26 protein-coding genes are annotated in these 23,717 nt (G+C 68.8%); 12 read left to right on the plus strand and 14 right to left on the minus strand.

The features are described 5' to 3' along the window. Window positions 1–217: 217 nt before the first annotated feature. From DW307_RS08520 to glmM, 4 genes are all read left to right on the plus strand, one after another. Window positions 218–886, plus strand: coding sequence for an endonuclease/exonuclease/phosphatase family protein (locus tag DW307_RS08520; RefSeq protein WP_021198972.1), 669 nt, complete (start codon window positions 218–220; stop codon window positions 884–886). 184 nt (window positions 887–1,070) lie between these two features. After that, on the plus strand, window positions 1,071–1,517 hold the full coding sequence (gene rplM / locus DW307_RS08525) for a 50S ribosomal protein L13 (protein ID WP_017828209.1): 447 nt from the start codon (window positions 1,071–1,073) through the stop codon (window positions 1,515–1,517). Between the two features lie 27 nt (window positions 1,518–1,544). Then, on the plus strand, window positions 1,545–2,030 hold the full coding sequence (gene rpsI, locus DW307_RS08530; RefSeq protein WP_017828210.1) for a 30S ribosomal protein S9: 486 nt from the start codon (window positions 1,545–1,547) through the stop codon (window positions 2,028–2,030). A 14-nt stretch (window positions 2,031–2,044) separates the two neighbouring features. Further along, complete coding sequence (gene glmM, locus DW307_RS08535) at window positions 2,045–3,403, plus strand: phosphoglucosamine mutase (RefSeq protein ID WP_021198971.1); 1,359 nt, start codon at window positions 2,045–2,047, stop codon at window positions 3,401–3,403. 34 nt (window positions 3,404–3,437) lie between these two features. Here the strand turns inward: glmM and DW307_RS08540 are convergent, their stop codons facing one another. Further along, complete coding sequence (locus DW307_RS08540; RefSeq protein WP_136024524.1) at window positions 3,438–4,388, minus strand: helix-turn-helix domain-containing protein; 951 nt, start codon at window positions 4,386–4,388, stop codon at window positions 3,438–3,440. Window positions 4,389–4,587: 199 nt separating this feature from the next. Further along, window positions 4,588–5,532 (minus strand): Ppx/GppA phosphatase family protein, encoded by a 945-nt coding sequence (locus DW307_RS08545; RefSeq protein WP_021198969.1) that lies wholly within the window; start codon window positions 5,530–5,532, stop codon window positions 4,588–4,590. A 29-nt stretch (window positions 5,533–5,561) separates the two neighbouring features. Here DW307_RS08545 and coaA point away from each other — a divergent pair, with 29 nt between their 5' ends. The 8 genes from coaA (at window position 5,562) to DW307_RS08585 (ending at window position 14,257) form a co-directional block, all read left to right on the plus strand. Beyond that, entirely contained in the window at window positions 5,562–6,515 is a 954-nt protein-coding gene (gene coaA, locus DW307_RS08550; protein WP_021198968.1) for a type I pantothenate kinase, read from the plus strand. A 74-nt stretch (window positions 6,516–6,589) separates the two neighbouring features. Further along, window positions 6,590–8,437: a glutamine--fructose-6-phosphate transaminase (isomerizing) gene (gene glmS / locus DW307_RS08555; RefSeq protein WP_029267027.1), complete on the plus strand. Its 1,848-nt coding sequence runs from the start codon at window positions 6,590–6,592 to the stop codon at window positions 8,435–8,437. 95 nt (window positions 8,438–8,532) lie between these two features. Further along, complete coding sequence (locus tag DW307_RS08560; protein ID WP_029258643.1) at window positions 8,533–8,892, plus strand: holo-ACP synthase; 360 nt, start codon at window positions 8,533–8,535, stop codon at window positions 8,890–8,892. Further along, window positions 8,889–9,995: an alanine racemase gene (alr, locus tag DW307_RS08565; RefSeq protein WP_029267025.1), complete on the plus strand. Its 1,107-nt coding sequence runs from the start codon at window positions 8,889–8,891 to the stop codon at window positions 9,993–9,995. The genes DW307_RS08560 and alr overlap by 4 nt, the downstream gene beginning before the upstream one ends. Continuing rightward, window positions 9,992–10,474, plus strand: coding sequence for a tRNA (adenosine(37)-N6)-threonylcarbamoyltransferase complex ATPase subunit type 1 TsaE (tsaE, locus tag DW307_RS08570; protein WP_029258641.1), 483 nt, complete (start codon window positions 9,992–9,994; stop codon window positions 10,472–10,474). Before alr ends, tsaE begins: the two co-directional genes overlap by 4 nt. After that, window positions 10,471–11,313: a response regulator transcription factor gene (locus DW307_RS08575; protein WP_029267024.1), complete on the plus strand. Its 843-nt coding sequence runs from the start codon at window positions 10,471–10,473 to the stop codon at window positions 11,311–11,313. The genes tsaE and DW307_RS08575 overlap by 4 nt, the downstream gene beginning before the upstream one ends. Window positions 11,314–11,525: 212 nt before the next feature. Further along, window positions 11,526–13,124: a sensor histidine kinase gene (locus DW307_RS08580; RefSeq protein WP_029258639.1), complete on the plus strand. Its 1,599-nt coding sequence runs from the start codon at window positions 11,526–11,528 to the stop codon at window positions 13,122–13,124. Further along, a complete protein-coding gene (locus tag DW307_RS08585; protein ID WP_029258638.1) occupies window positions 13,121–14,257 on the plus strand; it encodes a hypothetical protein in 1,137 nt (378 codons plus the stop codon). The genes DW307_RS08580 and DW307_RS08585 overlap by 4 nt, the downstream gene beginning before the upstream one ends. Before the next feature lie 12 nt (window positions 14,258–14,269). Here the strand turns inward: DW307_RS08585 and csrA are convergent, their stop codons facing one another. Genes csrA through DW307_RS08645 form a run of 12 tightly spaced genes read right to left on the minus strand, consistent with a single transcriptional unit; the run spans window position 14,270 to window position 23,519 of the window. Continuing rightward, the gene (csrA, locus tag DW307_RS08590) at window positions 14,270–14,521 is read right to left on the minus strand and encodes a carbon storage regulator CsrA (protein WP_029258637.1); all 252 of its coding nucleotides are present in this window, start codon (window positions 14,519–14,521) and stop codon (window positions 14,270–14,272) included. A gap of 4 nt (window positions 14,522–14,525) precedes the next feature. After that, a complete protein-coding gene (locus DW307_RS08595) occupies window positions 14,526–16,589 on the minus strand; it encodes a flagellar biosynthesis protein FlhA (RefSeq protein ID WP_036271494.1) in 2,064 nt (687 codons plus the stop codon). Beyond that, window positions 16,586–17,677: an EscU/YscU/HrcU family type III secretion system export apparatus switch protein gene (locus tag DW307_RS08600; RefSeq protein ID WP_021198958.1), complete on the minus strand. Its 1,092-nt coding sequence runs from the start codon at window positions 17,675–17,677 to the stop codon at window positions 16,586–16,588. Before DW307_RS08600 ends, DW307_RS08595 begins: the two co-directional genes overlap by 4 nt. Next, window positions 17,674–18,435 (minus strand): flagellar biosynthetic protein FliR, encoded by a 762-nt coding sequence (locus DW307_RS08605; RefSeq protein WP_021198957.1) that lies wholly within the window; start codon window positions 18,433–18,435, stop codon window positions 17,674–17,676. The genes DW307_RS08600 and DW307_RS08605 overlap by 4 nt, the downstream gene beginning before the upstream one ends. Window positions 18,436–18,439: 4 nt before the next feature. Next, window positions 18,440–18,712 carry a flagellar biosynthesis protein FliQ gene (gene fliQ, locus DW307_RS08610; protein WP_021198956.1) on the minus strand — a complete coding sequence of 91 codons (273 nt, stop codon included), beginning with the start codon at window positions 18,710–18,712 and terminating at the stop codon, window positions 18,440–18,442. Then, on the minus strand, window positions 18,709–19,524 hold the full coding sequence (gene fliP / locus DW307_RS08615; protein ID WP_021198955.1) for a flagellar type III secretion system pore protein FliP: 816 nt from the start codon (window positions 19,522–19,524) through the stop codon (window positions 18,709–18,711). Before fliP ends, fliQ begins: the two co-directional genes overlap by 4 nt. Next, window positions 19,521–19,985: a FliO/MopB family protein gene (locus tag DW307_RS08620; RefSeq protein WP_021198954.1), complete on the minus strand. Its 465-nt coding sequence runs from the start codon at window positions 19,983–19,985 to the stop codon at window positions 19,521–19,523. The genes fliP and DW307_RS08620 overlap by 4 nt, the downstream gene beginning before the upstream one ends. A 32-nt stretch (window positions 19,986–20,017) precedes the next feature. Beyond that, entirely contained in the window at window positions 20,018–20,677 is a 660-nt protein-coding gene (fliN, locus tag DW307_RS08625) for a flagellar motor switch protein FliN (protein ID WP_021198953.1), read from the minus strand. Further along, window positions 20,674–21,606, minus strand: coding sequence for a flagellar motor switch protein FliM (locus DW307_RS08630; RefSeq protein WP_051668043.1), 933 nt, complete (start codon window positions 21,604–21,606; stop codon window positions 20,674–20,676). Before DW307_RS08630 ends, fliN begins: the two co-directional genes overlap by 4 nt. A 49-nt stretch (window positions 21,607–21,655) precedes the next feature. Beyond that, the gene (locus DW307_RS08635) at window positions 21,656–22,465 is read right to left on the minus strand and encodes an OmpA/MotB family protein (protein WP_029258633.1); all 810 of its coding nucleotides are present in this window, start codon (window positions 22,463–22,465) and stop codon (window positions 21,656–21,658) included. Further along, complete coding sequence (locus DW307_RS08640; protein WP_136024525.1) at window positions 22,462–23,271, minus strand: motility protein A; 810 nt, start codon at window positions 23,269–23,271, stop codon at window positions 22,462–22,464. The genes DW307_RS08635 and DW307_RS08640 overlap by 4 nt, the downstream gene beginning before the upstream one ends. Further along, window positions 23,271–23,519: a flagellar FlbD family protein gene (locus DW307_RS08645; protein WP_021198949.1), complete on the minus strand. Its 249-nt coding sequence runs from the start codon at window positions 23,517–23,519 to the stop codon at window positions 23,271–23,273. The genes DW307_RS08640 and DW307_RS08645 overlap by 1 nt, the downstream gene beginning before the upstream one ends. Window positions 23,520–23,717 lie beyond the last annotated feature (198 nt).

The raw sequence follows: 23,717 nt of genomic DNA on the forward strand, positions 1-23,717 counted from the left end.
CGTCGTTGATCATGCCCTTGACCATCTCGTCGTACGGCGAGGTGGCCGCGAGAACACCGTCGATGGGGACAACTCCCCATCCCCGCACAGGGCTCGATGCGTGTCGGTACCGGCGCCCTCATCGGCACGGGCGCCGGTACCGATCACGTCCAGGACACGCCGTCCGGCGGCTGCGCGGAGCCCACGCACAGCGGTCGGGAGTAGCGTGGGAACGATCATGAAGGTCATCTCGTACAACCTCCAGAAGCACCGGGCAGCCGGCGAACTCGCCGCGCTCGTGCGTGCGCACGACCCCGACGTCCTCTGCCTGCAGGAGTGCGATGTTCCGGAGCTGCCCGCGCAGATCGGCGACCTCGTGCTGGCTGACGCCACGCAGGGCAATCGTCTCGGGCTTGCGCTCTTCTATCGAGCGAGCACATTCCATCTGCAGGCCATCCGCATGCTCGGCCTCAAGAAGTCGTTGCACGACCGCATCGCGAAGCCGGCGCACGAGCGCGTCCTCGGCGCACGATTGCGCGACATCGACGATGGCCAGGACTTCATCGTCGCCTCCTTCCATGCCGCGCCGCTGACCGCGTTGAACTCGTTGCGACGTCACCAGATCCGCGCCGCCCTCACCGAGCTCGCTGCGCTCGGCGAGGGACTGCCGCAGTTGATGGTCGGGGACTACAACTATCCGATCTTCAAGGAGAACCTCGGTCAGGCCGTTCGAGAGCACGGGTATGCGCTGTCGCTCAGCGACGACCACACGTATACGCGCTACCGCGTGTTCCGGGGGCACTACGACTTCGCCACGTCGACCGGCTTCGAGATCGAACGCATCACGACTCTCCCGCAGGGCGCGAGCGATCACCGTCCCATCCTCGTCACGGTCAAGCCCGACTGAGGCCAGGGTTTGGGCATACGCACGGCGTGGCGTATGATTTCTCTTTGGTGCCTTTCCCCGTCCGCGGAGAAGGGGCATCGTCCGAACGTGAGCCCTCCACTGGCGTGTTCCTCCCTGTCGGGAAGAACCACCCCGGAGTGGGATTCACGAACTTCTCCGTTCGACACAAGAAAGCAGCACTATCGTGACGCGCACTTACACCCCCAAGGCTGGCGAAGTCCAGCGCGATTGGGTCGTCATCGACGCCACTGACGTCGTTCTCGGCCGTCTGGCCTCGCACGCCGCAACGCTCCTGCGTGGCAAGCACAAGCCGACCTTCGCCAACCACATCGACTCGGGTGACTTCGTCATCATCGTGAACGCGGAGAAGGTCGCGCTCACGGGTCAGAAGCTCCAGAAGAAGATGGCCTACCGCCACTCCGGTTACCCGGGCGGCCTGAAGTCGGTCACCTACGCCGAGCTCCTCGAGAAGAACCCGGTCCGCGCTGTCGAGAAGGCCATCCGTGGCATGCTCCCCAAGAACAGCATCGGCCGCCAGCAGCTGTCCAAGCTCAAGGTGTATGTCGGTGCCGAGCACCCGCACGCCGCACAGCAGCCGACGCCGTACACCCTCGACCAGGTCGCCCAGTAAGCGCCGTAAAGACTTAAGGACATACTCGTGGCTGACATCCAGGACACCACCGAAACCCCCCAGAACTTCTCGACGTCGACTCCCGAGACCGACGTGGTCGAGGCGGCTCCCCGCCCCGTCCTCAGCGTCCCGGGCGCCGCTGTCGGCCGTCGCAAGCAGGCCATCGCCCGCGTGCGCATCGTCCCCGGCTCGGGCACGATCACGGTCAACGGCCGCACGATCGAGGACTACTTCCCGAACAAGCTGCACCAGCAGCTGATCAACGACCCGTTCACCGTGCTGAACCTCGCTGGTGCGTACGACGTCATCGCACGCATCTCCGGCGGAGGCCCCTCGGGTCAGGCCGGTGCGCTTCGCCTCGGAATCGCCCGTTCGCTGAACGGCATCGACGAGGAGAACAACCGTCCGACCCTGAAGAAGGCCGGCTTCCTCTCGCGCGACGCCCGTGTCAAGGAGCGCAAGAAGGCTGGACTCAAGAAGGCCCGTAAGGCGCCTCAGTACTCGAAGCGTTAAGGTCAACTGCTCCGATGCCGATCTTTGGCACGGACGGCGTGCGAGGACTCGCCAATGGCACCCTCACCGCCGACCTGGCGCTCACCCTGGCCCAGGCGACTGCTGTCGTCCTGGGCCAGGGCCGTACTGCGGAGGCTCGCAAAGCCGAAGGCAAGCGACTCACCGCAGTGGTCGCCCGGGACCCCCGGGTCTCCGGACATTTCATCGCCGCGGCCGTCGCCGCGGGTCTCGCCTCTTCCGGAGTCGACGTGCTCGAGGCGGGAGTCATCCCGACGCCCGCTCTCGCTTTCCTCGTCGCCGATCGCGATGCCGATTTCGGCGTGATGATCTCGGCGTCGCACAACGCTGCGCCCGACAACGGCATCAAGATCTTCGCCCGCGGAGGACGCAAGCTCCCTGACGTGGTCGAGTTGCGCATCGAAGAAGCGCTGACCGGCGACAAGCTGCGCCCGACGGGTGCCGGCGTCGGTCGCATCGACCGGTTCTCCGACGCGGAGGACCGCTACGTGGTGCATCTTCTCGGATCGCTCCCGAACCGGCTGGACGGCATCCACGTGGTGCTCGACTGCGCCCATGGCGCGGCCTCCGGTGTCTCTCCGGAGACATTCCGCGATGCGGGAGCAGAGGTCACCGTGATCGGTGCCGACCCTGACGGCTGGAACATCAACGACGGTGTCGGCTCGACTCACCTGGACAACCTGGCCGAGGCCGTCGTGCGTCTCGGGGCCGACATCGGCATCGCTCACGACGGCGACGCCGACCGCTGCCTCGCCGTGGACGCCGAGGGCAATCACATCGACGGCGACCAGATCATGGCCATCCTCGCAGTGTCCATGAAGGAGCGCGGCCACCTCACGGACGACACGCTGGTCGCCACGGTGATGAGCAATCTCGGTCTGCATGTCGCCATGCGCGAGCACGGGATCACCGTGCGCCAGACGGCCGTCGGAGACCGTTACGTGCTCGAGGACATGAACGAGGGCGGGTACGCCCTCGGCGGTGAGCAGTCCGGTCACGTCATCATGAGCGAGTACGCCACGACAGGCGACGGAATCCTCACCGGCCTCCACCTGGTGGCCGAGATGGCGCGGCAGAAGAAGTCGATCGCTGAGCTCGCCTCGGTGATGACGGTCTACCCGCAGGTTCTCATCAACGTGCGCGACGTGGACAAGGATCGCGTGTCCGATGACGAGGTCGTGCAGCAAGCCGTCCGTGACATCGAGTCCGAGCTGGGCGACTCCGGACGGGTGCTGCTGCGCAAGTCCGGCACCGAGCCGTTGGTGCGCGTGATGGTGGAGGCGGCCGATGCCGAATCCGTGCATGCATACGCCGGACGCCTCGCAGAGGTGGTCCAAGAGCGCCTGTCGCTCTGACCTGACCTGACGCTACGACGGCCGATCGCTGATCTCAGCGATCGGCCGTCTCGCGTTCGCCGCTCCGTGATCCCGTGTCGCTCTGCGATCCCGTGCCGCTGTGGGCGCGCAGTGCCCGCGGCGTGGCTCCGTAGTCCTCCTGGAGCGCGCGACGGAGGCTGATGGGGGAATGGAAGCCGGAGCGCTGGGACACCTGCTCGATGCTCAGCGCATCGAAACGGCTGTCGATGAGAAGCGATCGGGCGCGGCGCGCGCGCTGGTGTCTGATCTCGCCGGCCACACTGTTCTCCACTTCGGCGAAGACCAGCTGGAGCTGACGGAGGGAGACCTGAACCTCGCGGGCGACGAGGTCAGGATTCAACGCCGGGTCGCCGCACTGCTGTGCGATCACGGCGATGGCGCGGTCGCGCAGCGCGGCGTGGGGAGAGCGTTGCGGGGACGCCGTGTCGACGCGGTCGAGCAGGATCGCTCCGCTCATCTCCACGATCAGATGCTCCATGGCATATCGCTCGATCGCCGTCGCGTCGTCGTCGACGGTGAGGACCTGCTCGATGAACGCCTGCATGGCGCGATCCAACGGGCGCCGCTCTTCGAGGACTCGACTGGTGGCGGGCAGCGTCGCGACGAACGACCCGAGCGCGGAGCGGGGAACAAAGGCGGCGATGATGCGCCAGGCACCGTCGCACTGAACACGTTGGTCGATCCCGGGCGGGGCGATCACGAGCCCGTTGCCGAGCGGCACCCACGGGCCGTGCTGCTCCTTCGCCGAGATTCCCCCTGCCTCCACGAAGGCGAAGACGGCGTGGTGCGGGTGCGCAGTGGTGGTGTCGATCGCCAGTTCGGTCGCCGTGCCCTGCATCGACAGCAGGATCACAGGCCCGGGCGTCCGCCGCGTCGCGCGGATCGTCGACAGATCGTCGACTGCGCGTACGCCGTGCGAGATCAGTTCGGCCGAGCCGATGGCCAATGCCTCTCCCGGGCTCACTCAGCACCCCCCGACGCCGATGATCGATGGGCGGCGCCGAACGATGAGGTCGGCTCGCCGGGCTCGTACCTCCCGCCAGCGGTCTGCGACCGCGGGAGAGGTGCTCGCTTCGTCAGAGGATACCCGCACGGAGGTACGCGGCAACAGGGCGTGTTCGTGCCGCGTCGTCCTCCGCTCATGTTCGAGGGGCGGACGCCGCTCAGGTTCGAGAGGCGGACCAGCTGAGCTGTTCGATGTACCTCAGCAGCACGCCTTCGCGCAGAGCCCATGGCGACACTTCGAGCTCGTCGACGTCGAGGGCCGTCATCGCCGTATGCAGAGAGACCGCGGCGGCCACGATCTGGAACGTCCGGTCCGGAGTGATGCCCGGCAGCTCCTGCCGCGCGGAGGCGGGAAGGCGTGCGAGGCGCGGGATCCACGACCCGAGGGAGGCGCGGGGGAGCAGCATCCGCTCGCTTCCCGACCATCCCGGTACCGGGTACCCGACCAGGCGGGCAAGGGAGCGGATCGCCTTCGACGATCCGACGACATGGTCTGGGCGGGGGAGGGCGACGAACCGCGGCAGCACATCGGCCAAGGTTGTCGTCGCGTGCGCGCGCAGCCGCTCCACCTCGGCCTCGCCCGGAGGATCGTGCGGCAGGAACTGCACCGTCATGCGTCCGGCGCCGAGCGGAACGGACGCGGCCGCGTCCGGCATCTCCTCCGCGCCGGCGGCGATCTCCAGCGAGCCGCCGCCGATGTCGAGGAGCAGGATCTGACCGGCGGACCAGCCGAACCAGCGCCGTACCGCGAGGAACGTCAGCTCTGCCTCGGTCTCACCGTCGAGCACCTGCAACGGCTGGCCGAGGGCTGCTTCGATACGGGCGATGACCTCGCTGCCATTGCGCGCGTCGCGAACCGCGCTCGTCGCGGTGGCCAGCAGCGCGTCGACACGCTCGCTCTCGGCCACACGCCGTGCCTGCGCGACCGCTTCCTCGAGCGCGGCGACGCCCTCCTCCGAGATGGAGCCGTCGGGGGTGAGATAGCGCATGAGGCGCAGCACCGTCCTATCGCTCGTCGTCGCGAGCGGCCGTCCACCGGGACGGACGTCGGCAGCGAGCATGTGGACGGTGTTGGATCCGATGTCGAGGACTCCCAGGCGCACGGGAAGAGACTACTCGCCCCCCGGATACGATGTACTCCGTGACCACCGCCGACCCCACACTGCCGCTGTCGCCCTATCGGGAGATCGGACGCGCGGAATGGGCGCGGCTCGCGGCCGGGCTCGACCAGCCGCTCACCGAGACCGAGGTCGTCGAGCTCCGCGGTATCGGGGACCGTCTCTCGCTCACCGAGGTACGCGAGGTGTACCTGCCCCTGAGCCGCCTGCTGAGCCTGTACGCCACGGCGACGAAACGGCTGGGGGCGGCGACCTCCTCCTTCCTCCAGGAGGACGACACCACGACGCCGTTCGTCGTAGGCGTGGCCGGTTCCGTGGCGGTGGGCAAGTCGACCATCGCCCGTCTGCTGCGCGAGCTCATGAGCCGTTGGCCGGGGACGCCGCGGGTGGAGCTGGTCACCACGGATGGCTTCCTGTACCCGAACGCCGAGCTCGAGCGCCGCGGGATCATGGACCGTAAGGGTTTCCCCGAGTCGTACGACCGGCGCGCGCTGATCGAGTTCCTCACCGAGGTCAAGAGCGGTGCCACCGAGGTGCGCGCCCCGTTCTACTCGCACATGCGCTACGACATCGTGCCGGACGCGAACGTCGTGGTGCGTCGCCCCGACGTCGTCATCGTGGAGGGGCTGAACGTGCTGCAGCCGCCGCCGGCTCCGAACGATGTCGCCGTGAGCGACCTGTTCGACTTCTCGATCTTCGTCGACGCCGATACGTCGCATATCGAGAAGTGGTACGTCGACCGCTTCCTCGCACTCCGGCAGGCGGCCTTCAGCAACCCCTCGTCCTACTTCAACGTGTTCGCGCACCTCACGGACGACGAGGCGATCACGACGGCTCTCGGCTACTGGAACGAGATCAACATGCCCAACCTCATCGAGAACGTGATGCCGACCAGGCACCGCGCGCGCCTGGTGCTGCGCAAGGGTGCCGACCACGATGTCGAGACGGTGCTGCTGCGCAAGCTCTGACCCCGCGTGCGACCCGCGACGGGGCGGAAGAATGTACGGACGACTCGCAAAAAACTCGTCTTACTCTTGATCGCATGTGTGGAATCGTCGGATACGTGGGCCCGCGCCCCAGCCAGGACATCCTTCTCGCAGGCCTCGCACGCCTGGAGTACCGCGGATACGACTCGGCGGGTGTCGCCGTCATCGATGGCGGCGGCTCGCTCGGCATGCGCAAGAAGGCGGGAAAGCTCGCCGTGCTGCGCGATTCGCTCGCCGACGCGCCGCTCCCTGACGGGTCGACCGGCATCGGGCACACCCGCTGGGCGACCCACGGAGGACCGACCGACGGCAACGCGCACCCGCACCTTGCCGACGACGACAAGCTCGCCGTCATCCACAACGGCATCATCGAGAACTTCGCCGCACTGCGCGACGAGCTCCTCGCCGACGGCGTCGTGTTCCGCAGTGAGACCGACACCGAGGTCGCTGCTGCGCTCCTCGGACGCGAGTACGCCGGCAACGGCGGCGACCTGCAGCTCGCCTTCCGCAGCGTCGTGAACCGCCTCGAAGGTGCGTTCACCCTGCTGGCGATGCACCAGGACCACCCCGGTCTGGTGGTCGGCGCCCGCCGCAACTCCCCGCTCGTGATCGGACTCGGCGAGGGCGAGAACTTCCTCGGCTCCGACGTCGCCGCGTTCATCGAGCACACGCGCAAGGCGCTTGCGATCGGCCAGGATCAGATCGTCTCGATCACCCCCGACGCCGTCACGGTGATGGACTTCGCCGGCACGCCCGTCGAGCCCGAGCCGTTCGACGTGTCGTGGGATGCCGCCGCTGCCGAGAAGGGCGGATGGTCGAGCTTCATGGCCAAGGAGGTCGCAGAGCAGCCCGAGGCCGTCGCCAACACCATCCGCGGTCGCATCCACGACGGACAGGTCGTCATCCCGGAGCTCGACGGACTGGACGAGCTCTTCGTGGGTATCAACCGCGTGATCATCACCGCCTGCGGCACGGCGTCATACGCGGCGTTGGTGGGCAAGTACGCGATCGAGCAGTGGGCACGTGTCGCCGTCGACGTGGAGCTCGCCCACGAGTTCCGCTACCGCGACCCCGTGATCGGCGCCGACACCCTCGTCGTGTCGATCAGCCAGTCGGGCGAGACCATGGACACCCTGATGGCTGTGAAGTACGCCAGGGAACGCGGTGCGCGCACCCTGTCGATCTGCAACACGCAGGGCGCCACGATCCCGCGCGAGTCGGATGCCGTCGTGTACACCCATGCCGGCCCCGAGGTCGCCGTGGCCTCGACCAAGGCGTTCTCCGCGCAGATCACCGCGCTCCTGCTGCTGGGCCTGCACATGGGCCGGGTGCGCGGTGCGGTCGCCGATGCCTCGGTCGACGTCGACGAACTCGCTGCGCTTCCCGACAAGATCGCCCAGGTGCTCGAGAGCGAGCAGGAGCACGTCACCCAGCTCGCCGGGTGGATGGCCGACACCCGCTCGGTGCTGTTCCTGGGACGCCACGTCGGGTACCCAATCGCCCTCGAAGGTGCTCTCAAGCTCAAGGAGATCTCCTACATCCACGCCGAGGGCTTCGCCGCCGGCGAGCTCAAGCACGGACCGATCGCACTGATCGAACCCGGGCAGCCGGTGTTCGTGCTGGTTCCGTCGCCGCGCCACTCCGCGCTCGTGCACTCCAAGGTCGTCTCGAACATCCAGGAGATCCGCGCGCGCGGTGCCCGGGTGATCGTGATCGCCGAGGAGGGCGACGCCGCCGTGCTGCCGTTCGCCGACGAGGTCATCCACATCCCGCTCGCCGGAGCGATGTTCGAGCCGCTGCTCGCCGTCGTGCCGCTGCAGATCTTCGCGATGGCGCTGGCCACGGCGAAGGGCCTCGACGTCGACCAGCCGCGCAACCTCGCCAAGTCGGTCACGGTCGAGTAGACCCGCCCTTCGAATCGCGCGAATGGCTTCGTTTCCAGTGGAAACGGAGCCATTTGGGCGATTTCAACCGGAATCAGGCTCGGTAGGCTGAACGGGTGATCATCGGCACCGGAATCGACCTCGTGGACATCCCGCGATTCGAGCGGACGATGGCACGGACGCCGCGATTGCGCGAACGGCTCTTCGCCCCGTCGGAGCGCACCCTCCGCCTTCCGTCCCTCGCCGCCCGCTACGCGGCCAAGGAAGCGCTGATCAAGGCGCTCGGTGGCTCGGACGGCGTGCACTGGACCGAGATCGAGATCGCGTCGGAGCCGTCTGGTCGCCCGCATTTCGTGCTCTCCGGCTCGACGGCCGCCGTCGTCGAGGAACGCGGCATCCTGACGCTGCATCTGACACTCACCCACGACGCCGGTCTCGCCGCAGCGTTCGTCGTCGCCGAAGGAGCACCGCTGTGACCGTCCCGTTCCGCGAAGCGACCATCGATCTCGACGCGATCGCCGACAACGTGCGTCATTTCCGACGACTCACCGGGGTCGAGGTGATCGCCATCGTGAAGGCCAACGCCTACGGCCACGGCGCGGCGGCGGCGGCCGTCGCGGCGCTCTCCGCCGGTGCCACCCGCGTCGGCGTCGCCGAGATCCCCGAGGCGCTCGAACTGCGCCGACAGGGCGTGCGTGCACCGATCATGGCGTGGCTGCACGCGCCGGGGGAACGATTCGAGCACGCCGCCGCGCAGGACATCGAGGTGGGGATCTCGTCGTTCGACCAGCTCGAGGCGGCCGGAGCTGCCGCCGCGGTCGACCGTCCGGTCGGCGTGCACCTGAAGTTCGAGACCGGGCTGTCGCGCAACGGCATCGCCCCCGCCGACTGGGGCCGCGTGCTGGCCGAGGCCGCGCGCCTCCAGCGCATCGGACGACTGCGCATCGTCGGGCTGTTCAGTCACCTCTCCAACACGTCGGTCGACGACGACAGAGCTGCGCTCGCGAAGTTCGAGGAAGGCGTCGCCGCGGCGGCGGCTTTCGGCATCCGCCCCGAGATCCGGCACATCGCTGCGACGGCCGCCGCCATCGACCTGCCGGAGATGCGCCTCGACGCGGTGCGCATCGGCGTCGGACTCTTCGGCCTCTCGCCGTTCGACGACCGCAGCTCCGCGGAGCTCGGTCTGCGCCCGGCGATGACGCTCCGCGGTGCGATCGCCGCCGTCCGCAGAGTGCCCGCAGGAACCGGCGTCTCCTACGGCTACGACCATCGCACCGACCGCGACACGACGTTGGTCCTGGTGCCTCTCGGATACGCCGACGGGGTGCCGCGGAACGCATCGGGAAAGCTCCCGGTCTCGATCGGCGGACGCCGGTTCGTGAATGTGGGGCGCATCGCGATGGACCAGTTCGTCGTCGACGTCGGCGACGCTCCGGTCTCGATCGGCGATGAGGTGGTCCTGTTCGGCGACCCCACCCTCGGCGTACCGTCCGCGACGGACTGGGCGGATGCCGCCGACACCATCAACTACGAGATCGTCACCCGCATCGGTCCGCGCGTCCCCCGGCGGACCTCGTGAGCGTGGACCCTGCGTTCCTCGGCCGACGAGAGATCGCGACCGCCGACGCGATGGAGCAGTTGGGCGTGCGGATCGGGGAACAGCTGGAAGCCGGCGACCTGCTCGTCCTGACGGGCCCGCTGGGCGCGGGGAAGACCACGTTCACGCGCGGCCTCGCCGAGGGGCTCGGAGTGCGCGGTCCCGTGCAGAGTCCGACCTTCGTCATAGCCCGCACGCATCCCTCGCTGGTCGGCGGTGCGCCACTCGTGCATGTCGACGCCTACCGGCTCGGTTCCGCCGCGGAGCTCGACGACCTCGATCTCGACCTCGAGCGATCGGTCGTGGTGGTGGAGTGGGGACGCGGTATGGCCGAGGAACTGGCCGACTCGTGGTGGGATGTCGAGGTGGAGCGCCCGGTCGGATCCTCCGATCTGGACCCGTCGGAGCTCGACGCCGACGCGCCGAGGGTCGTCACGATCGTGCGAGAGAGCATCGTATGACCCCGGCCGTGGATCGCGCTCTCGTCGCCGTGATCGTCGAGGACGACCCCGATGTGCGATCTCTCCTGGAAGAGGTGTTCCTCGCCGCCGGTTTCGAGACGATCCTCACCGGTTCCGGGTTGGAGGGGCTCGCGGCCATCGAGCAGCACCAGCCGGTGATCACGACGCTCGACATCAATCTCCCCGGCATCGACGGCTTCGAGGTCGCACGACGCATCCGGCGGATCAGCGACACCTTCATCATCATGCTCTCCGCGCTCTCCGAGGAATCCGACGTGGTCCTCGGTCTCACGTCGGGAGCAGACGAGTATCTGGTGAAGCCGTTCCGTCCGCGCGAACTGCGTGCGCGCATCGAGGCGCTGCTGCGGCGCCCCCGCGTCGCCGATCCCCGCCCCTCGGAACCCCACCCTTCCGAACCCCGCTCCGTGCTTCCCCGGCTCCCGGACACCGGACGAGCGGCAGTCGAGCCCGACCCGGCGGCCGACGGTGCCACCGTTCTCACCTGGCGGGGCCGTGTCCACCGGGATCTCAGCCTCGACCTCGACACGCGGATGGTCCTGATCGGGCAGCGGCGCATCGACCTCACGCCGACCGAGTTCGACCTGCTCGCGATGCTGCTCGAGGCCGGGCTCCGCGTGCGCAGCAAAGCCGATCTCGCGCGAGGGTTGCGCGGGGCACCCGAGGGCTCGAACGAGTACGTGAGCGAGCCGGACAAACGGGCGATCGAGACCCATATCGCCAATCTGCGGCGCAAGCTCCGCGACAGCACGACGCAGCCGCGCTACATCGAGACGGTGCGCGGCGTCGGCTATCGTCTCACGCCGGCCGATGGTCCGTGAATGCCGCGGGGCGGGACCGTGGTTCCCCAACCACGGCCCCGGTTGCCTGCGAATCCCCACTCGCGTGGCCCCAGCGTCTGCGTTGTTCCCCAGTCGCAGTATCGGCCCCCACTCAGAATGCTAGGGGTGCGAGGCCGCCTGAAGAGCGGGCTGCATCGATCTTTGAGTAATCTTGCGGCAAAGCTGAGGTTCGAGGGGGAGGGTGAGCGCTGATGGTCCGCACTGTGTCTATCTGGCGCTGGCAGCTCGTCTTCACCGGCAGCATCGTGGCGATCGTCGTGATGATCACCGCGTTCAAGCCGCAGACCTTCGCCAACCCACTGGTGGTCGCCGGCGTCGGTCTCGTGATCGTCACCACGCTCATGACCCTGGCGCTGCCGTGGCACCGGCTCCCGCGCACGGCCGCCACCGTCGTGCCGCTCCTGGACGCGCTCGCCGTGGGCTTCACGACCAACGCGCCCGACCTCCGCCTCGGGTTCCTCTGGGTCTTTCCCGTCGTGTGGCTGGCCAGCTACTTCACGATGCCCTGGGTGCTCGGAGGCATCGCCTTCATCAGCGCCACTCTCGTGCTGTTCGCCGATCAGAGCGGTGCCCCGGCCGACATCCTGCTGCGGCTGCTCACCCTCGTGATCACCCTGGGCTTCCTCGGGGTGACGGTCCGCATCGGCGCGCAGCGCTCCCGCGCCGCGCGCCGCCTCCTGCAGCGCCGCTCCGAGCAGGTCAACCGCGCCGCCGAGCGGGCGGAGGCGAACCAGCGACGCGTCACGCAGATCGTCGACGCGCTGAGCGTGGCGCTCGTGGTCGTGACGACCGGCGGGCGCGTCCTGCAGATGAACGACGCCTACCGCACGCTCTACGGTCGTGATCGCTTCGGTGCCGCTCTGCCCTCGGCCGCGGTCGAGTACGACGCGCGGCGTGGCACGGCGCTTCCGCCATCGCGCACCTCGCTCGCCCGAGCCGCCGGTGGCGAGCGGCTGCAGGCGGAACGGGTGTGGCTGTTCGACGGCACGGGACAGTGGCGTGCGCTCGAGGTGAGCACACAGCCGATGGCCACCGCGGGAGAGGGCGAGGACATCACGCTCGTCGTGATCGACGACGTGACGGCGCTGCTCGAAGTCGACGAGGAACGACGCACTTTCAATGCGGTCGTCTCCCATGAACTGCGAAATCCGCTCACCGCGATCCTCGGTCACGTCGATCTGCTCCGCGAGCGCGACGACCTGCCGGGACGCGTGCCGGCGCAGCTCGAGATCATCGCGCACGCGGGTGAGCGGATGCAGGACCTGGTCTCGAGCATCCTGCAGCAGACGAGCCGCTCCGCGCAGGAGCCGTTCGCCCCGGTCGATCTGCGCGAGGTGGTCGAGGCGGCGGCCGCCTCGTACGCACCCGTCATCGCCGGCAACAGACAGGAACTCGGGATCGGGGGCGCCGCACGCCTGGTGATCTCGGGCGATCCCTTCCGGCTGCGGCAGGTGCTCGACAACCTCCTCAGCAACGCCGCCAAGTACACCCCTGCAGGAGGGCGCATCGAAATCGGTCTGGGGACGGCCACGACGGGTCAGGCGGAGGTCACGATCGTCGACGACGGATTCGGGATGACCCCGGAGGATCTGTCACGGGTGTTCGAGCCCTACTTCCGCACCGAGAGCGCTGTGCGTGCCGGCATCAGCGGCACGGGACTGGGAATGGGGATCGTGCGCGAGATCGTCGCCGCGCATGAGGGCAGCATCGACGTCTCCAGCGAGATCGCGGTCGGCACCCGGGTGACACTCCGCTTCCCGCCGCGTTCCCCGGAAGAGGTGCAGACGTGAACCCGCTCGTCCCCGTCAACGTCGACATCACGACGAGCATGGTGGCCGTCGTCACCGTGCTCACGGTGATGGTCGTGGGCCTCGGCACCCTCGCCCGCCCGTCGAAGGCGACGGTGACCTGGGGAGCGGCCTTCGGCCTGGGGATGCTGGCGGCCTACCTCTGGCTCGCGGGCCAGCAGACCGAGGAACCGGTGTTGCGCGGAGCCGCTTCCGCGTTGATGCTCTGCTTCGAACCGCTGGTCTGGATCGGCCTGCGGATGCACCTCGGTCGGCGAGCGCGCTGGTGGCCGGTCGTCGTCTTCATCCTGGTCTCTCCCACGCTCCTGGTGGCCACGGCCGGCAGCGTCTGGTATCTGCCCTCGTTCCAGCTCGTCTTCCTCGGGAGCGCCGTCTTCGCAGGCCTGGTGGCCTACGAGCTGCTGCGGGACAGGCCGGCCGTCAGGGACATCGTGCTGCCGCTGGCCCTCGCTTCATGCGGCTTCGTCGTGGTGGCGGTCGTGAGCGCCGTGTCCGCCCTCGTCTCCGGTGGCGCCGGCACCGAGGCGCAGTTGAGCGCACTGCGCGGCATGAATGCCGTCGGCACGGTGGTGGTGAGCACGTGCGCGGCGTTCACCCTGGTGCTGCTGGTGCGTTCGGAGCAGAAGACGAGGGACGCCGATGACATCGCCGACCGCGCCCGTCGCCGGCTCCGCAAGGCCGAGGCGCAGAACGACCTGCCGTGGTCGGTCCTCGACATCCGGCTCGACGATCCGGCCGACCTCCGGGAGGCGTCGACGGGTTCCGCGTTCGCCATGATCGTCGACCGTTTCCATCACGACATCCAGGAGGGGCTCCCCGCGTCGGCCGACGCCGATCGGGTCGCCGACGGTCGCGCGATCGTCGTCATCCGCGGTGGCGACGAGTCGGTCCGGCACCACCTGCGGGGGATCCTGACCCGCATCTCGGTGATCGACAGGGAGACGGCGGTCACCGGGATCCGATCCTCGGCGAGCATCGGCTGGGCGACCGCCTCGGTCGTCGGTTACGACTACGACGCCCTCGTCGCCGCGGCGGGCAGAGCAGCGGTCAGGGCGCGGGATGCCGGCGGCGATCAGTGGAAGCGCGCCACCGCGGCGGATCTCACGTCGGCCTGAGGAGATGTCCGGCTAGGCGGGGCGGGATTCCCGGCCGCGGGCGAGGGCGGCGGCGATCGCTCCTTCGGCCTCGGCATCGGTCTCCGCGGCGGCGGACACGTTCTCGGCGACGACCGCCTCGATGATCTCGGTGCGCTGGATGCGCGTCTCGCGCGGTGCCTTCACGCCGATCCGCACGCTGTCGCCCTTGATCTCGAGCAGCGTGATCTCGATGTCGCCGTCGATGCGCACGCTCTCACCGATCCGCCTCGTCAAAACCAGCATTCGTTCAGCCTAGTGCTGCGGGGACGACGCCGACCGACGGCGTGGGGATGTCTCGTACGACACCGACGGTCTCGATCGTGAGGGCGGCCGCGGTCGCCTCGGTGTACGAGAGCACAGGGAGGCCGTCCGTCTGCGCCGAGACGAGGCGTCGCACGGCCGGCCGCAGCGACGGTGCGCACACCAGCACCGGCTCGCCGCCCTCGTGTACCGAGGCGACGGCCTGCTTCACGGAATCCACCACCGCCTCCATGCGCTGCGGATCGAACACGATCTGGCTGCCGTCGTCGCCCGGGCGCAGGCTCTCGAGCATCGCCTGTTCGAGCATCGGGTTGATCATCACCACGCGCAGGGTGCCGGCATCCGCGAACCGGGCGGCGATCGCGGGGCCGAGCGCGGCCCGTGCGGCTTCGATCAGGCCCTCGGGTTCGGTGGAGACCCTGGCGCGCAGGGCGAGCGCCTCATAGATGCGGCTGAGGTCGTTGATCGGCACCCGCTCGGCGAGGAGGCCCTGCAGGACGCGCTGGACCTCGGCCAGGGACATCAGCGCAGGCGTGAGCTCCTCGACGGCAGCGGGGGAGACCTGTTTGAGGGCGTCCGTGAGCTGGCGCACGTCTTCGCGGCTGAGCAGGCGTGCAGCGTGGGCGTGGATCACACTGGACAGGTGCGTGATGATCACGCTCGCCCTGTCGATCACGGTCGCACCGGCGAACTCGGCGCTGTGGCGCATCTCCATCGGGATCCATTTGCCTTCGAGTCCGAAGACCGGGTCGAGCGTCGCGGTGCCGGGGAGGCTGTCCAGCCCCTGCCCGAGGGCGAGCACGGAACCGACCGGCGCCGTGCCGCGGCCGGTCTCGACACCGGCGATGCGGATGACGTAGGTCGCCTGCGGCAGCTCGATGCTGTCGCGGGTGCGGACGGGCGGCGCGATGAGCCCGAGATCGAGGGCGATCCGGCGTCGGAGGGCCTTCACACGCGCGAGCAGATCGTCGGGTCCGCCGGTGACCAGATCGATGATGTCGGGGGCCAGGAGGATCTCGAGCGGATGCACGCGCATCTTCTCGATGAGTTCCTCGGGCTGGTCGGCCGGGGCGGCGGAGGGGCTCTGCGCGGCGGCGGCCGCCTCCTCGCGCTTCTGGGTCGCCTTGATGCGCTGGGCGATGAGGAGGAGGAGGGCGCCGATCGCGACGAACGGCAGCATCGGCATGTGCGGGATGAGCGACATGATGATCGCGGCGCAGCCGGCGATGATGAGCGCATTGCGGGATTGGCCGAGCTGGGCGGATGCCGCCGTCCCCATCTCCGCCTCCGCCGTGGAGCGGGTCACGATCATGCCGGTGGAGACCGCCATCAGCAGCGCCGGGATCTGCGTGACCAGACCGTCACCGATCGTGAGCAGGCTGTAGGTGTTCACGGCCTCGTCGATCGTCATGCCGTGCTGCACGATGCCGATGGCGATGCCGCCCACGACGTTGATGATGATGATGACGAGACCGGCGATCGCGTCGCCCTTCACGAACTTGGACGCACCGTCCATCGCTCCGTAGAAGTCGGCCTCGGCGGCGACCTCGGCGCGACGCTCGCGCGCCTCCGCATCGGTGATGAGTCCGGCGTTGAGATCGGCGTCGATGGCCATCTGCTTGCCGGGCATCGCATCGAGCGTGAACCGTGCACCGACCTCGGCGACGCGCTCTGCGCCCTTCGTCACCACGACGAACTGGATGACGACCAGGATGAGGAACACGACGGCGCCGATGATGAGCGAGCCGCCGACCGCGATGGCGCCGAACGCCTCGATCACCTGCCCCGCGTACGCCTCGCCGAGCACCAGACGGGTCGAGGCGACGTTCAGTCCCAACCGGAACAGCGTCGCCACGAGCAGCAGCGAGGGGAAGACCGAGAAATCGAGCGGCTTCTTGACGAACATCGACGTGAGCAGGATCACGAGCGCGAACATGATGTTCAGGATGATGAGGATGTCGAGCAGGAACGGCGGCACCGGCACGACGAGGAGCATGATGATGCCCACGACGCCGATCGGCACCCCGAGCTTGGGAAGCAGCTGTCTCATGCGGTCCTCCGGTAGGGAAGGGAGTGGATGCCGCGGGCCGCCCCGCGTCGTCGCAGCGAGTCGACGAACACGAGCACGCGTGCCACGGCGTTGTACAGGTCTTCGGGGATCTCCTGGCCCAGCTCGCACGCGGCGTGCAGGGCCCGGGCGAGGGTGATCTCGCGCACCAGCGGCACACCGGCGCGCACGGCCTCGTCGCGGATGCGCTCGGCGATCACCCCGCTGCCCTTGGCGACGACCTTGGGGGCGGCGCGGCCGGGCTCGTACCGCAGGGCGATCGCGATGTGCGTCGGGTTGACCACGACGACGTCGGAGCCGGCGACGGCCGCGATCATGCGGTTGCGGCTGACGGCGAGCTGACGCGAACGTCGCTGCTGGCGGATCAGCGGATCGCCTTCGGAGTTCTTGTTCTCGTCGCGGATCTCGCGCTTGGTCATGCGTGTGTGCTTGCGGTTGCGCCGCATGACCACGAACATGTCGATCGCGGCGAGGGCCAGGCCGACCCCGATCGCGGTCTGCAGAAGCGCGGTCGTGCCCTCGCTCGCGGTGCCGAGCAGGCGGGAGATCGAGTGCGCGCCGCTCGCGGTCAGCACGGGCATCAGGCTCGCGATCACGAACCAGAGGGCGATGCCGATGGCCGCGGTCTTCATGAGAGCCTTGGCGCCCTCCCAGAGGGCCTGCATGCCGAACACCCGGCGGATCCCTGTGACGAGGTTGAACTGTTCGAAACGGCCGGTGAGCGGCTTCAGATGCACCCCGCCCTGGATGACCGCGCCGATCAGGGTGACGATCGCGACGGCGGCCAGCATCACGGTGAGCGTCGGGAGCACGGAGGCGAGACCGCGCCCGAGGGCCGCCAGAGCCGCCTGCGGTGTCGGAGCATCGACCAGGGACGTCAGCGTGAGCAGCTGCTCGGTTCCCGCCGAAGCCCCCAGGGCGATGGCCGCCGGCATCGTGACGGCCGCCGCGCCGATCCCCAGCCAGGCGGTCAGATCCTGGCTGCGTGACAGCCGCCCCTTCTTGCGGGCCTCGCTGAGGTGCTTGTCCGTCGCCTTCTCGCTGCGTTCGCCGCTGTCCGTGCCGCTCATTCGTGCACCCCCTGCATCATGCGCAGGGCCTGCGCGGCGAGGGAGTCGACGATGCCGGGGAGGACGGCGTAGACGGCGCCCGCGAGCAGCAGCGTCAGCAGGATCTTGACCGGGAAGCCCATCGCGAACGCGTTCAGCGCGGGAGCGACGCGGGTGATGAGTCCCAGCCCGACATCGGCGAGGAACAGCACGAGCACCAGGGGCCCGGCGATCTGCACGGCGGCGAGCACCATCTGCGAGACCCCGTCGACGAGGAGCTCTGCGGGTCCCGCCGCCTGGAACATGCCGTCGACGGGCACGGCCTCGAAGCTGCGGGCGAGCCCGGCCAGGATCAGCTGATACCCGCCGGACGCGAACAGCAGCGTCAGCGCGGTCAGGTGGAAGAGCCGGGTGAACTGGGCGCCGTTCACGAGCGAGTGCGGGTCGAAGGCCTGAGCGAGCTGGAACCCGCCGAACACGTCGATCAGGCTGCCGGCCGCCTGCAGCGCCGAGAAGCACAACAGCACGAGGAAGCCGAGCAGGGCACCGGTGACCAGCTGCAGAACCAGGGCCCCGAGGAACGGGCCGGTGTCGAGGTTCACGTAGCCGGGGGCCACGGCCGTGCCCACCGCGAGGGAGAGCCCGATCGCGAGCATCGCCTTCACCCGCACCGGAATCGCCCCGTACGAGAACGGCGGGGCGATCATGATGAAGGCCGTGATGCGCACGGCGGTGAGCATCGTGGCTTCCAGCCAGGCGAAGTCGATCGGGATGTACACGTCGTCATCCGCTCAGCAGCGAGGGGATACGGGCGAACATCTCGTTCGTGAAGGCGATCATCTCCGCGATCATCCAGTTGCCCGCGATGAGCAGGGCGATCCCGACGGCGACGATCTTCGGCACGAACGACAGCGTCACCTCCTGCACCTGCGTGATCGACTGCAGCAGCGAGATGGCGAAGCCCACCACGAGGGCGGTGACCAGCACGGGCGCGGCGAGTTTCGCCGCGATGAGCAGCCCCTGCGTTCCGATGTCGATGACGGCTTCGGGACTCATCCCACCCCTCCGTAACTCTCGAGCAGCGCCCGGATGATGAGCCCCCAGCCGTCGACGAGGATGAACAGCAGGATCTTGAACGGCAGCGAGATCATCACGGGCGGGAGCATCATCATGCCCATCGACATCAGCGCCGCGGCCACGACGAGGTCGATGACCAGGAACGGGACGAAGATCACGAAGCCGATGATGAACGCGGCCCGCAGCTCGGAGATCATGAACGCGGGGATGAGCGTGTACATCGGGACGCTCGAAGGGTCCTCGGGGTTGGGCTGACCCGCCATCCGGGTCATCAGGGCGAGGTCCTCTTCGCGCGTGAAGCGGAGCATCCACTCCTGCAGAGGCAGTTGGCCGACGTCGATGGCCTGCGTGAAGGTGAGCGTGCCGTCGATGTAGGGCTGCACTGCCACCGTGTTGATCTCGGTGAGCACCGGCCACATGATGAACAGCGACAGGAAGAGCGACAGGCCGGCCAGCACCTGGTTGGGCGGGATGGTCGGCAGCGAGAGGGCATTCCTGGTCATCGCCAGCACCACGAAGATCTTCGTGAAAGACGACATCATCAGCAGGAGCGCGGGGGCGACCGAGAGCAGGGTGATGCCCAGCAGGGTCAGGATCGAGCCGGACGGACCGCCGTCGACGCCGTTGATGTCGATCGTGACGCCCTCGCCCGGGTCGTCGGGGGTCACCTGTGCGTGGGCGGCCGTGCCCGACAGGAGCGTCATCACGACGACCAGCACCGCGGCCGCGGCGAGGATCAGCGCGATTCGCCGCAGCGCGCGCCCGTCGACGACCCCACGGGCGACGCTCATCGGGTGCGCCGGATGGCCTCGGCGGTCTGCCGCCAGGTTTCGGGGGAGAGGATGGAGCCACGCAGCGGGTCGTTCCGGTGACGGACCCGGCGTTGCGGCGCCGGCGTCACGGGAGGGCCGGCCGCCGATTCGGTCAGGGCGGTGGCGGCGAGGATGCGGTCGAACTCCTCGGCGTCGGACGCCGCCTCTGACGTCGTCGCCGACCACGTCGACCGTGCGGTCTCCTCCGGCTCATCTGCGGGTCTGACCGGCAGACGGTCGACGACGTTCACGCCGTGCTCGGTGACGCCGAGCACGTACCGGGCGTCCTCCGTCTGGATCACGACGATCTGCGCCTTCGGGCCGACCCCCTGGCGCCCGAGCACCGTGATCGCCTCGCTGTCGCGGCGACGCGCCTGCGTGCGCGCGACGCGTCGCTGCAGGAACCACAGCACCCCGAGCACTGCGGCGAGCGAGAGCACGACCCGTAGGCCGAGCAGGAGGTCGTCCAGGGTCAGGCCTCGACGTTCTCGAGGATGCGGGTGATCCGCACCGCATAGTCCTGGTCGACGACGACGACCTCGCCGTGCGCGATGATGCGTCCGTTGAGCTTGATGTCGGCCGGAGCGCCGGCGGAGCGATCGAGCTCGACGATGCGTCCCGGTTCCAGATCGAGCACATCGCGCACCGCCATCCTGGTGCGCCCGATCTCGACGGTGAGCTCCATCTCGACGCCCGCGATGCGGTGCAGCCGCCGCGAGGACGAGGAGGCACCGGCGGGCGCGCGCGTCACGACGACGGCGAGCCGGCCGACCGTGTGGTCGGCGTCGTCCTGGAGGTCGAAGAGCTGCACGGCCGGGTCGGCGAAGAGGGAAGAGGCATCGCCGACCGTGCCTGCGCCGAGGGCACCGGCACCGAGCGCGCTGGTCGCGCTCTCCAGTGCATCGCGCAGCCGGTCGGCCAGGGGCGTGCCGCCGAGGCCGTCGACCAGGATCTCGGGTTCGAACAGCTGCACAGCCAACTGCGCGCTCGCCTCGCCGACGAACTGCACGACCAGGGCGTCGCCGGTGTCGCCGGAGACCTGCGAGGCGCGCGCGACGAGAGGGGAGGCGGTCGGCAACGATGCGGCGAAGGCGGCGGCGACGGCGGACTCGTAGGTGGTGGTGCTGGTCACGCGGGCTCCTCGGCGAAAGCGGGATCGGGGACGGTGGTGGTCACGACGCAGGCCAGGCGCGCTCCGGCACTGCCGACGGCCGCCGTGGCGACGGTCTGATCACCGACGGAGAGGACCATCGGACGATCGGCGGAGTGCGGGAACGCGATGACGTCGCCGACGGACAGATCCAGGACCTCGCGGGGCAGCACGGCTCGCGGTGCGAGTCGCAGCGCGATTTCGACCGGGGCGATCTCGACCTGGCGACGGATCCGGGCGGGTGCCGCGGTGCGCTCGTCGTCGGACGGACGCACGGTGAAACCGGCGAGCACGGAGGCCGGCAGCATCACGCTCGTCGGCACGGTGCGACCGGCGAGCCGCATCGAGAACCGTGCGACGATGACGGGTTCGCCGGATGCCGCCACCTGGGCGAACTGCGAGCTGTACTGGATGCCGCTGAAGGCGACCCCGGTGGGGAGAAGACCGTCGAGCGCACCGGTGAGGTGGTCGATCGCGTCGACGATCAGCGATCGGATCAGGGCCTGCTCGATCGGGGTGAACGTGCGGTCCTCTGAGGCTGCGGAAGCTCGTCCGCCCACCATCTGCACGATCCAGGCGGTCGCGGCGGAGGTCGGCAGCTGCACGATGAGGCGCTCTTCCGAGTCGGGCAGGGCGCACACGATCATCGTGGTCGTCGTCGGCAGCGACTGGGCGTACTCGCCGTATGTCATCATGCCGACGTGCTCGACCGCGATGGTGGCGCGCACGTGGATCTTCGCCGAGAGCTGCGCGGACCACTGGCGGGAGAAGGTCTCGAAGGCCAGTTCCAGTGCTCGGGTGTGCTCGCGCGAGAGGGTCGCCGAACGGCCGAAGTCGTACACCTCGACGTCGGCGCTCTTCGTCGCCGTTCCCGCGCGCACGTCGGAGCGCACGCTGTCCTCGATCACCACGAACCGGACTATCGGGCGGTGAACGGCGTGCGTTAGGTGAGAAGGCGGGTCAGGAGGACGGCTTTCCCGCCTGTGCCTGGGGGATGAGCGCGCGCACCTCCTCGTCCGCATCGGAGAGGACGACGATGTCGACCCGTCGGTTCTGGGCCAGGGCATCGGGGGAGTCGCCTGGGGCGACCGGCCTCGTGTCGCCGAATCCGACCGACTTCAGGTGCGCGGGCGGCAGCCCCGAGGCCTCGACGAGGTGCCGCAGCACCTGGGTGGAGCGTCCGGCGGACAGCTCCCAGTTCGTGGGGTACGGGGCGACCGATCCGCGCACGTCGGCGTGGCCCTCGACCGAGATCTCGTTGGCGGTGGTGACCAGCACCGAGCCGAGCGCGTCGAGGACGAGGAGCGCTTTCGCACTGAGCGTCGTGCTGTTCGTGTCGAAGAAGGTCTCGGCACTCACGAGGCCGATCGTGAGGCCGCGCTCATCGATCGTGAAGGTGACGTCGGCTTCGAGACCGTTCTGGGCGAGCACCTGACGCAGGCGCTCACGCAGCGCCGACAGCTCGTTGAACTCGGTCTGCGCAGCGGCGAGGTCGATGTCGGCGAAGTCCTCGCCCTTCTCATCGACCAGTTCGGGAGGCACGACCACGCCTGTCGTGGCGTCGATCTCGTCCGAGGGCTCCTGCCCGAAGCCGGTCGCGAGGGAGGCGCTGAGAGCCTCGAACTTCTCCTGGTCGACGGTCGACATCGCGAACAGCACGATGAACATGCACATCAGCACCGTGACCATGTCCATGTAGGACGCCATCCACCGCTCGTCCGGGCCGCTGTGCTCCTCCTGCGGCACGCGGCGACGGGCACGGACGCTCATGACGCCTGCTCCGTCTCCTCGGCTGCTCGGGTGCGGGCCTTCCGGCCGGAGCGGGCGGAGGAGCGTTCGGACACGAGGGCTCGCAGGCGCTCGCCGACGAACTGCGGCGGTGCGCCGGCCTGGATCGCGAGCATGCCCTCCATGAGCACGGTCATGCGTTCGAGTTCGAGCTCGCCGAGACGCTGGAGGCGTCCGCCGATGGGCAACCAGATGAAGTTGGCCGAGACCAGACCCCACAGTGTCGCGACGAACGCTGTCGCGATCATGGGACCGAGCGTGTCGGGCTTGTCGAGTTTCTCCAGCACGTGCGTGAGGGAGACGACGGTGCCGATGATGCCGACCGTGGGTGCGAAGCCGCCGAGCGTCATGTAGAAGCGTGAGGCGGTGCGGTTGCGGGCGGCGGTCGATGTGAGCTCATCCTCCAGCAGTGTTCGCAGGTCTTCGGCGTCGGTCCCGTCCGCGATGCTCTGCAGTGCCTGGCGCAGGAACGGGTCCTTCTCGTCCTCGAGTCCCTGCTCGAGGGCGAGGAGCCCTTCGGCGCGCGCCTTCTCGGCGTAGCCGACCACCGTGTCGATCATGCTCGACGCGGTGCGGCGCTCGCCGCGGAAGGCGCGGGGGAGCGACTTGACCGCATGCAGCGCATCGCGCACCGTGCCGCTCGCGATGCCGACGGCGATCGTGGCTCCGAAGACCAGCACCATCGGGGCGGGGATCAGCAGCGATCCGATGGTGGCGCCCTCGAGGTTGATCATGGCGATCAGTGCGCCGAACGCGAGGACCAGTCCGAGGATGAGAGACGGATCCATCAGAGACCGACCTCGGCATCGGGGGCGGCGGAATCCGATCCGGCGGTGCTGATCAGGGCGGCGGCCGTGGCGAGCACTCCGGCGCGGAACCGGGTGATCTGCGCGATCACGTCATCCATCGTCTCGGTGACGACGAAGGTCGCACCGTCGACCATGATGAGCGTCGTGTCCGGCGTGGCCTGGACACGTTCGATCAGGTCGGGGTTCACCGCGAACCGCGAACGGTTCAGGCGCGTGAGGACGATCATGGGCTCCATCCTGGAAAGATCCGTCCGTGTTCCGGGGAGCACGGACCCGACGGCCCGTCCTGGGCTGTCGGGGGTGACTGTCGGCCGGCGGCGGTCGGACGTTAGCCGAGCCCGGTTCAGGGAGGTGCGCGCGACGAAGTTTCCGTCGGCGGGGGAGCAGAAGCGCGAGTTCGTCGGAGCAACAGGCCTACAAGGCCA

The organism is Microbacterium sp. K27 (genome assembly GCF_004794435.1).
Lineage (GTDB): Bacteria > Actinomycetota > Actinomycetes > Actinomycetales > Microbacteriaceae > Microbacterium > Microbacterium maritypicum_A.

Bases quoted from the DNA above. Each gene is read 5' to 3' on its own strand.
- DW307_RS08520 (WP_021198972.1), top strand. From the start codon at position 218: ATGAAGGTCATCTCGTACAACCTCCAGAAGCACCGGGCAGCCGGCGAA.
- glmM (WP_021198971.1), top strand. From the start codon at position 2,045: ATGCCGATCTTTGGCACGGACGGCGTGCGAGGACTCGCCAATGGCACC.
- coaA (WP_021198968.1), top strand. From the start codon at position 5,562: ATGTACTCCGTGACCACCGCCGACCCCACACTGCCGCTGTCGCCCTAT.
- glmS (WP_029267027.1), top strand. From the start codon at position 6,590: ATGTGTGGAATCGTCGGATACGTGGGCCCGCGCCCCAGCCAGGACATC.
- DW307_RS08575 (WP_029267024.1), top strand. From the start codon at position 10,471: ATGACCCCGGCCGTGGATCGCGCTCTCGTCGCCGTGATCGTCGAGGAC.
- DW307_RS08580 (WP_029258639.1), top strand. From the start codon at position 11,526: ATGGTCCGCACTGTGTCTATCTGGCGCTGGCAGCTCGTCTTCACCGGC.
- csrA (WP_029258637.1), bottom strand. From the start codon at position 14,521: ATGCTGGTTTTGACGAGGCGGATCGGTGAGAGCGTGCGCATCGACGGC.
- DW307_RS08595 (WP_036271494.1), bottom strand. From the start codon at position 16,589: ATGAGACAGCTGCTTCCCAAGCTCGGGGTGCCGATCGGCGTCGTGGGC.
- DW307_RS08600 (WP_021198958.1), bottom strand. From the start codon at position 17,677: ATGAGCGGCACGGACAGCGGCGAACGCAGCGAGAAGGCGACGGACAAG.
- fliQ (WP_021198956.1), bottom strand. From the start codon at position 18,712: ATGAGTCCCGAAGCCGTCATCGACATCGGAACGCAGGGGCTGCTCATC.
- fliP (WP_021198955.1), bottom strand. From the start codon at position 19,524: ATGAGCGTCGCCCGTGGGGTCGTCGACGGGCGCGCGCTGCGGCGAATC.
- DW307_RS08635 (WP_029258633.1), bottom strand. From the start codon at position 22,465: ATGAGCGTCCGTGCCCGTCGCCGCGTGCCGCAGGAGGAGCACAGCGGC.
- DW307_RS08640 (WP_136024525.1), bottom strand. From the start codon at position 23,271: ATGGATCCGTCTCTCATCCTCGGACTGGTCCTCGCGTTCGGCGCACTG.
- DW307_RS08645 (WP_021198949.1), bottom strand. From the start codon at position 23,519: ATGATCGTCCTCACGCGCCTGAACCGTTCGCGGTTCGCGGTGAACCCC.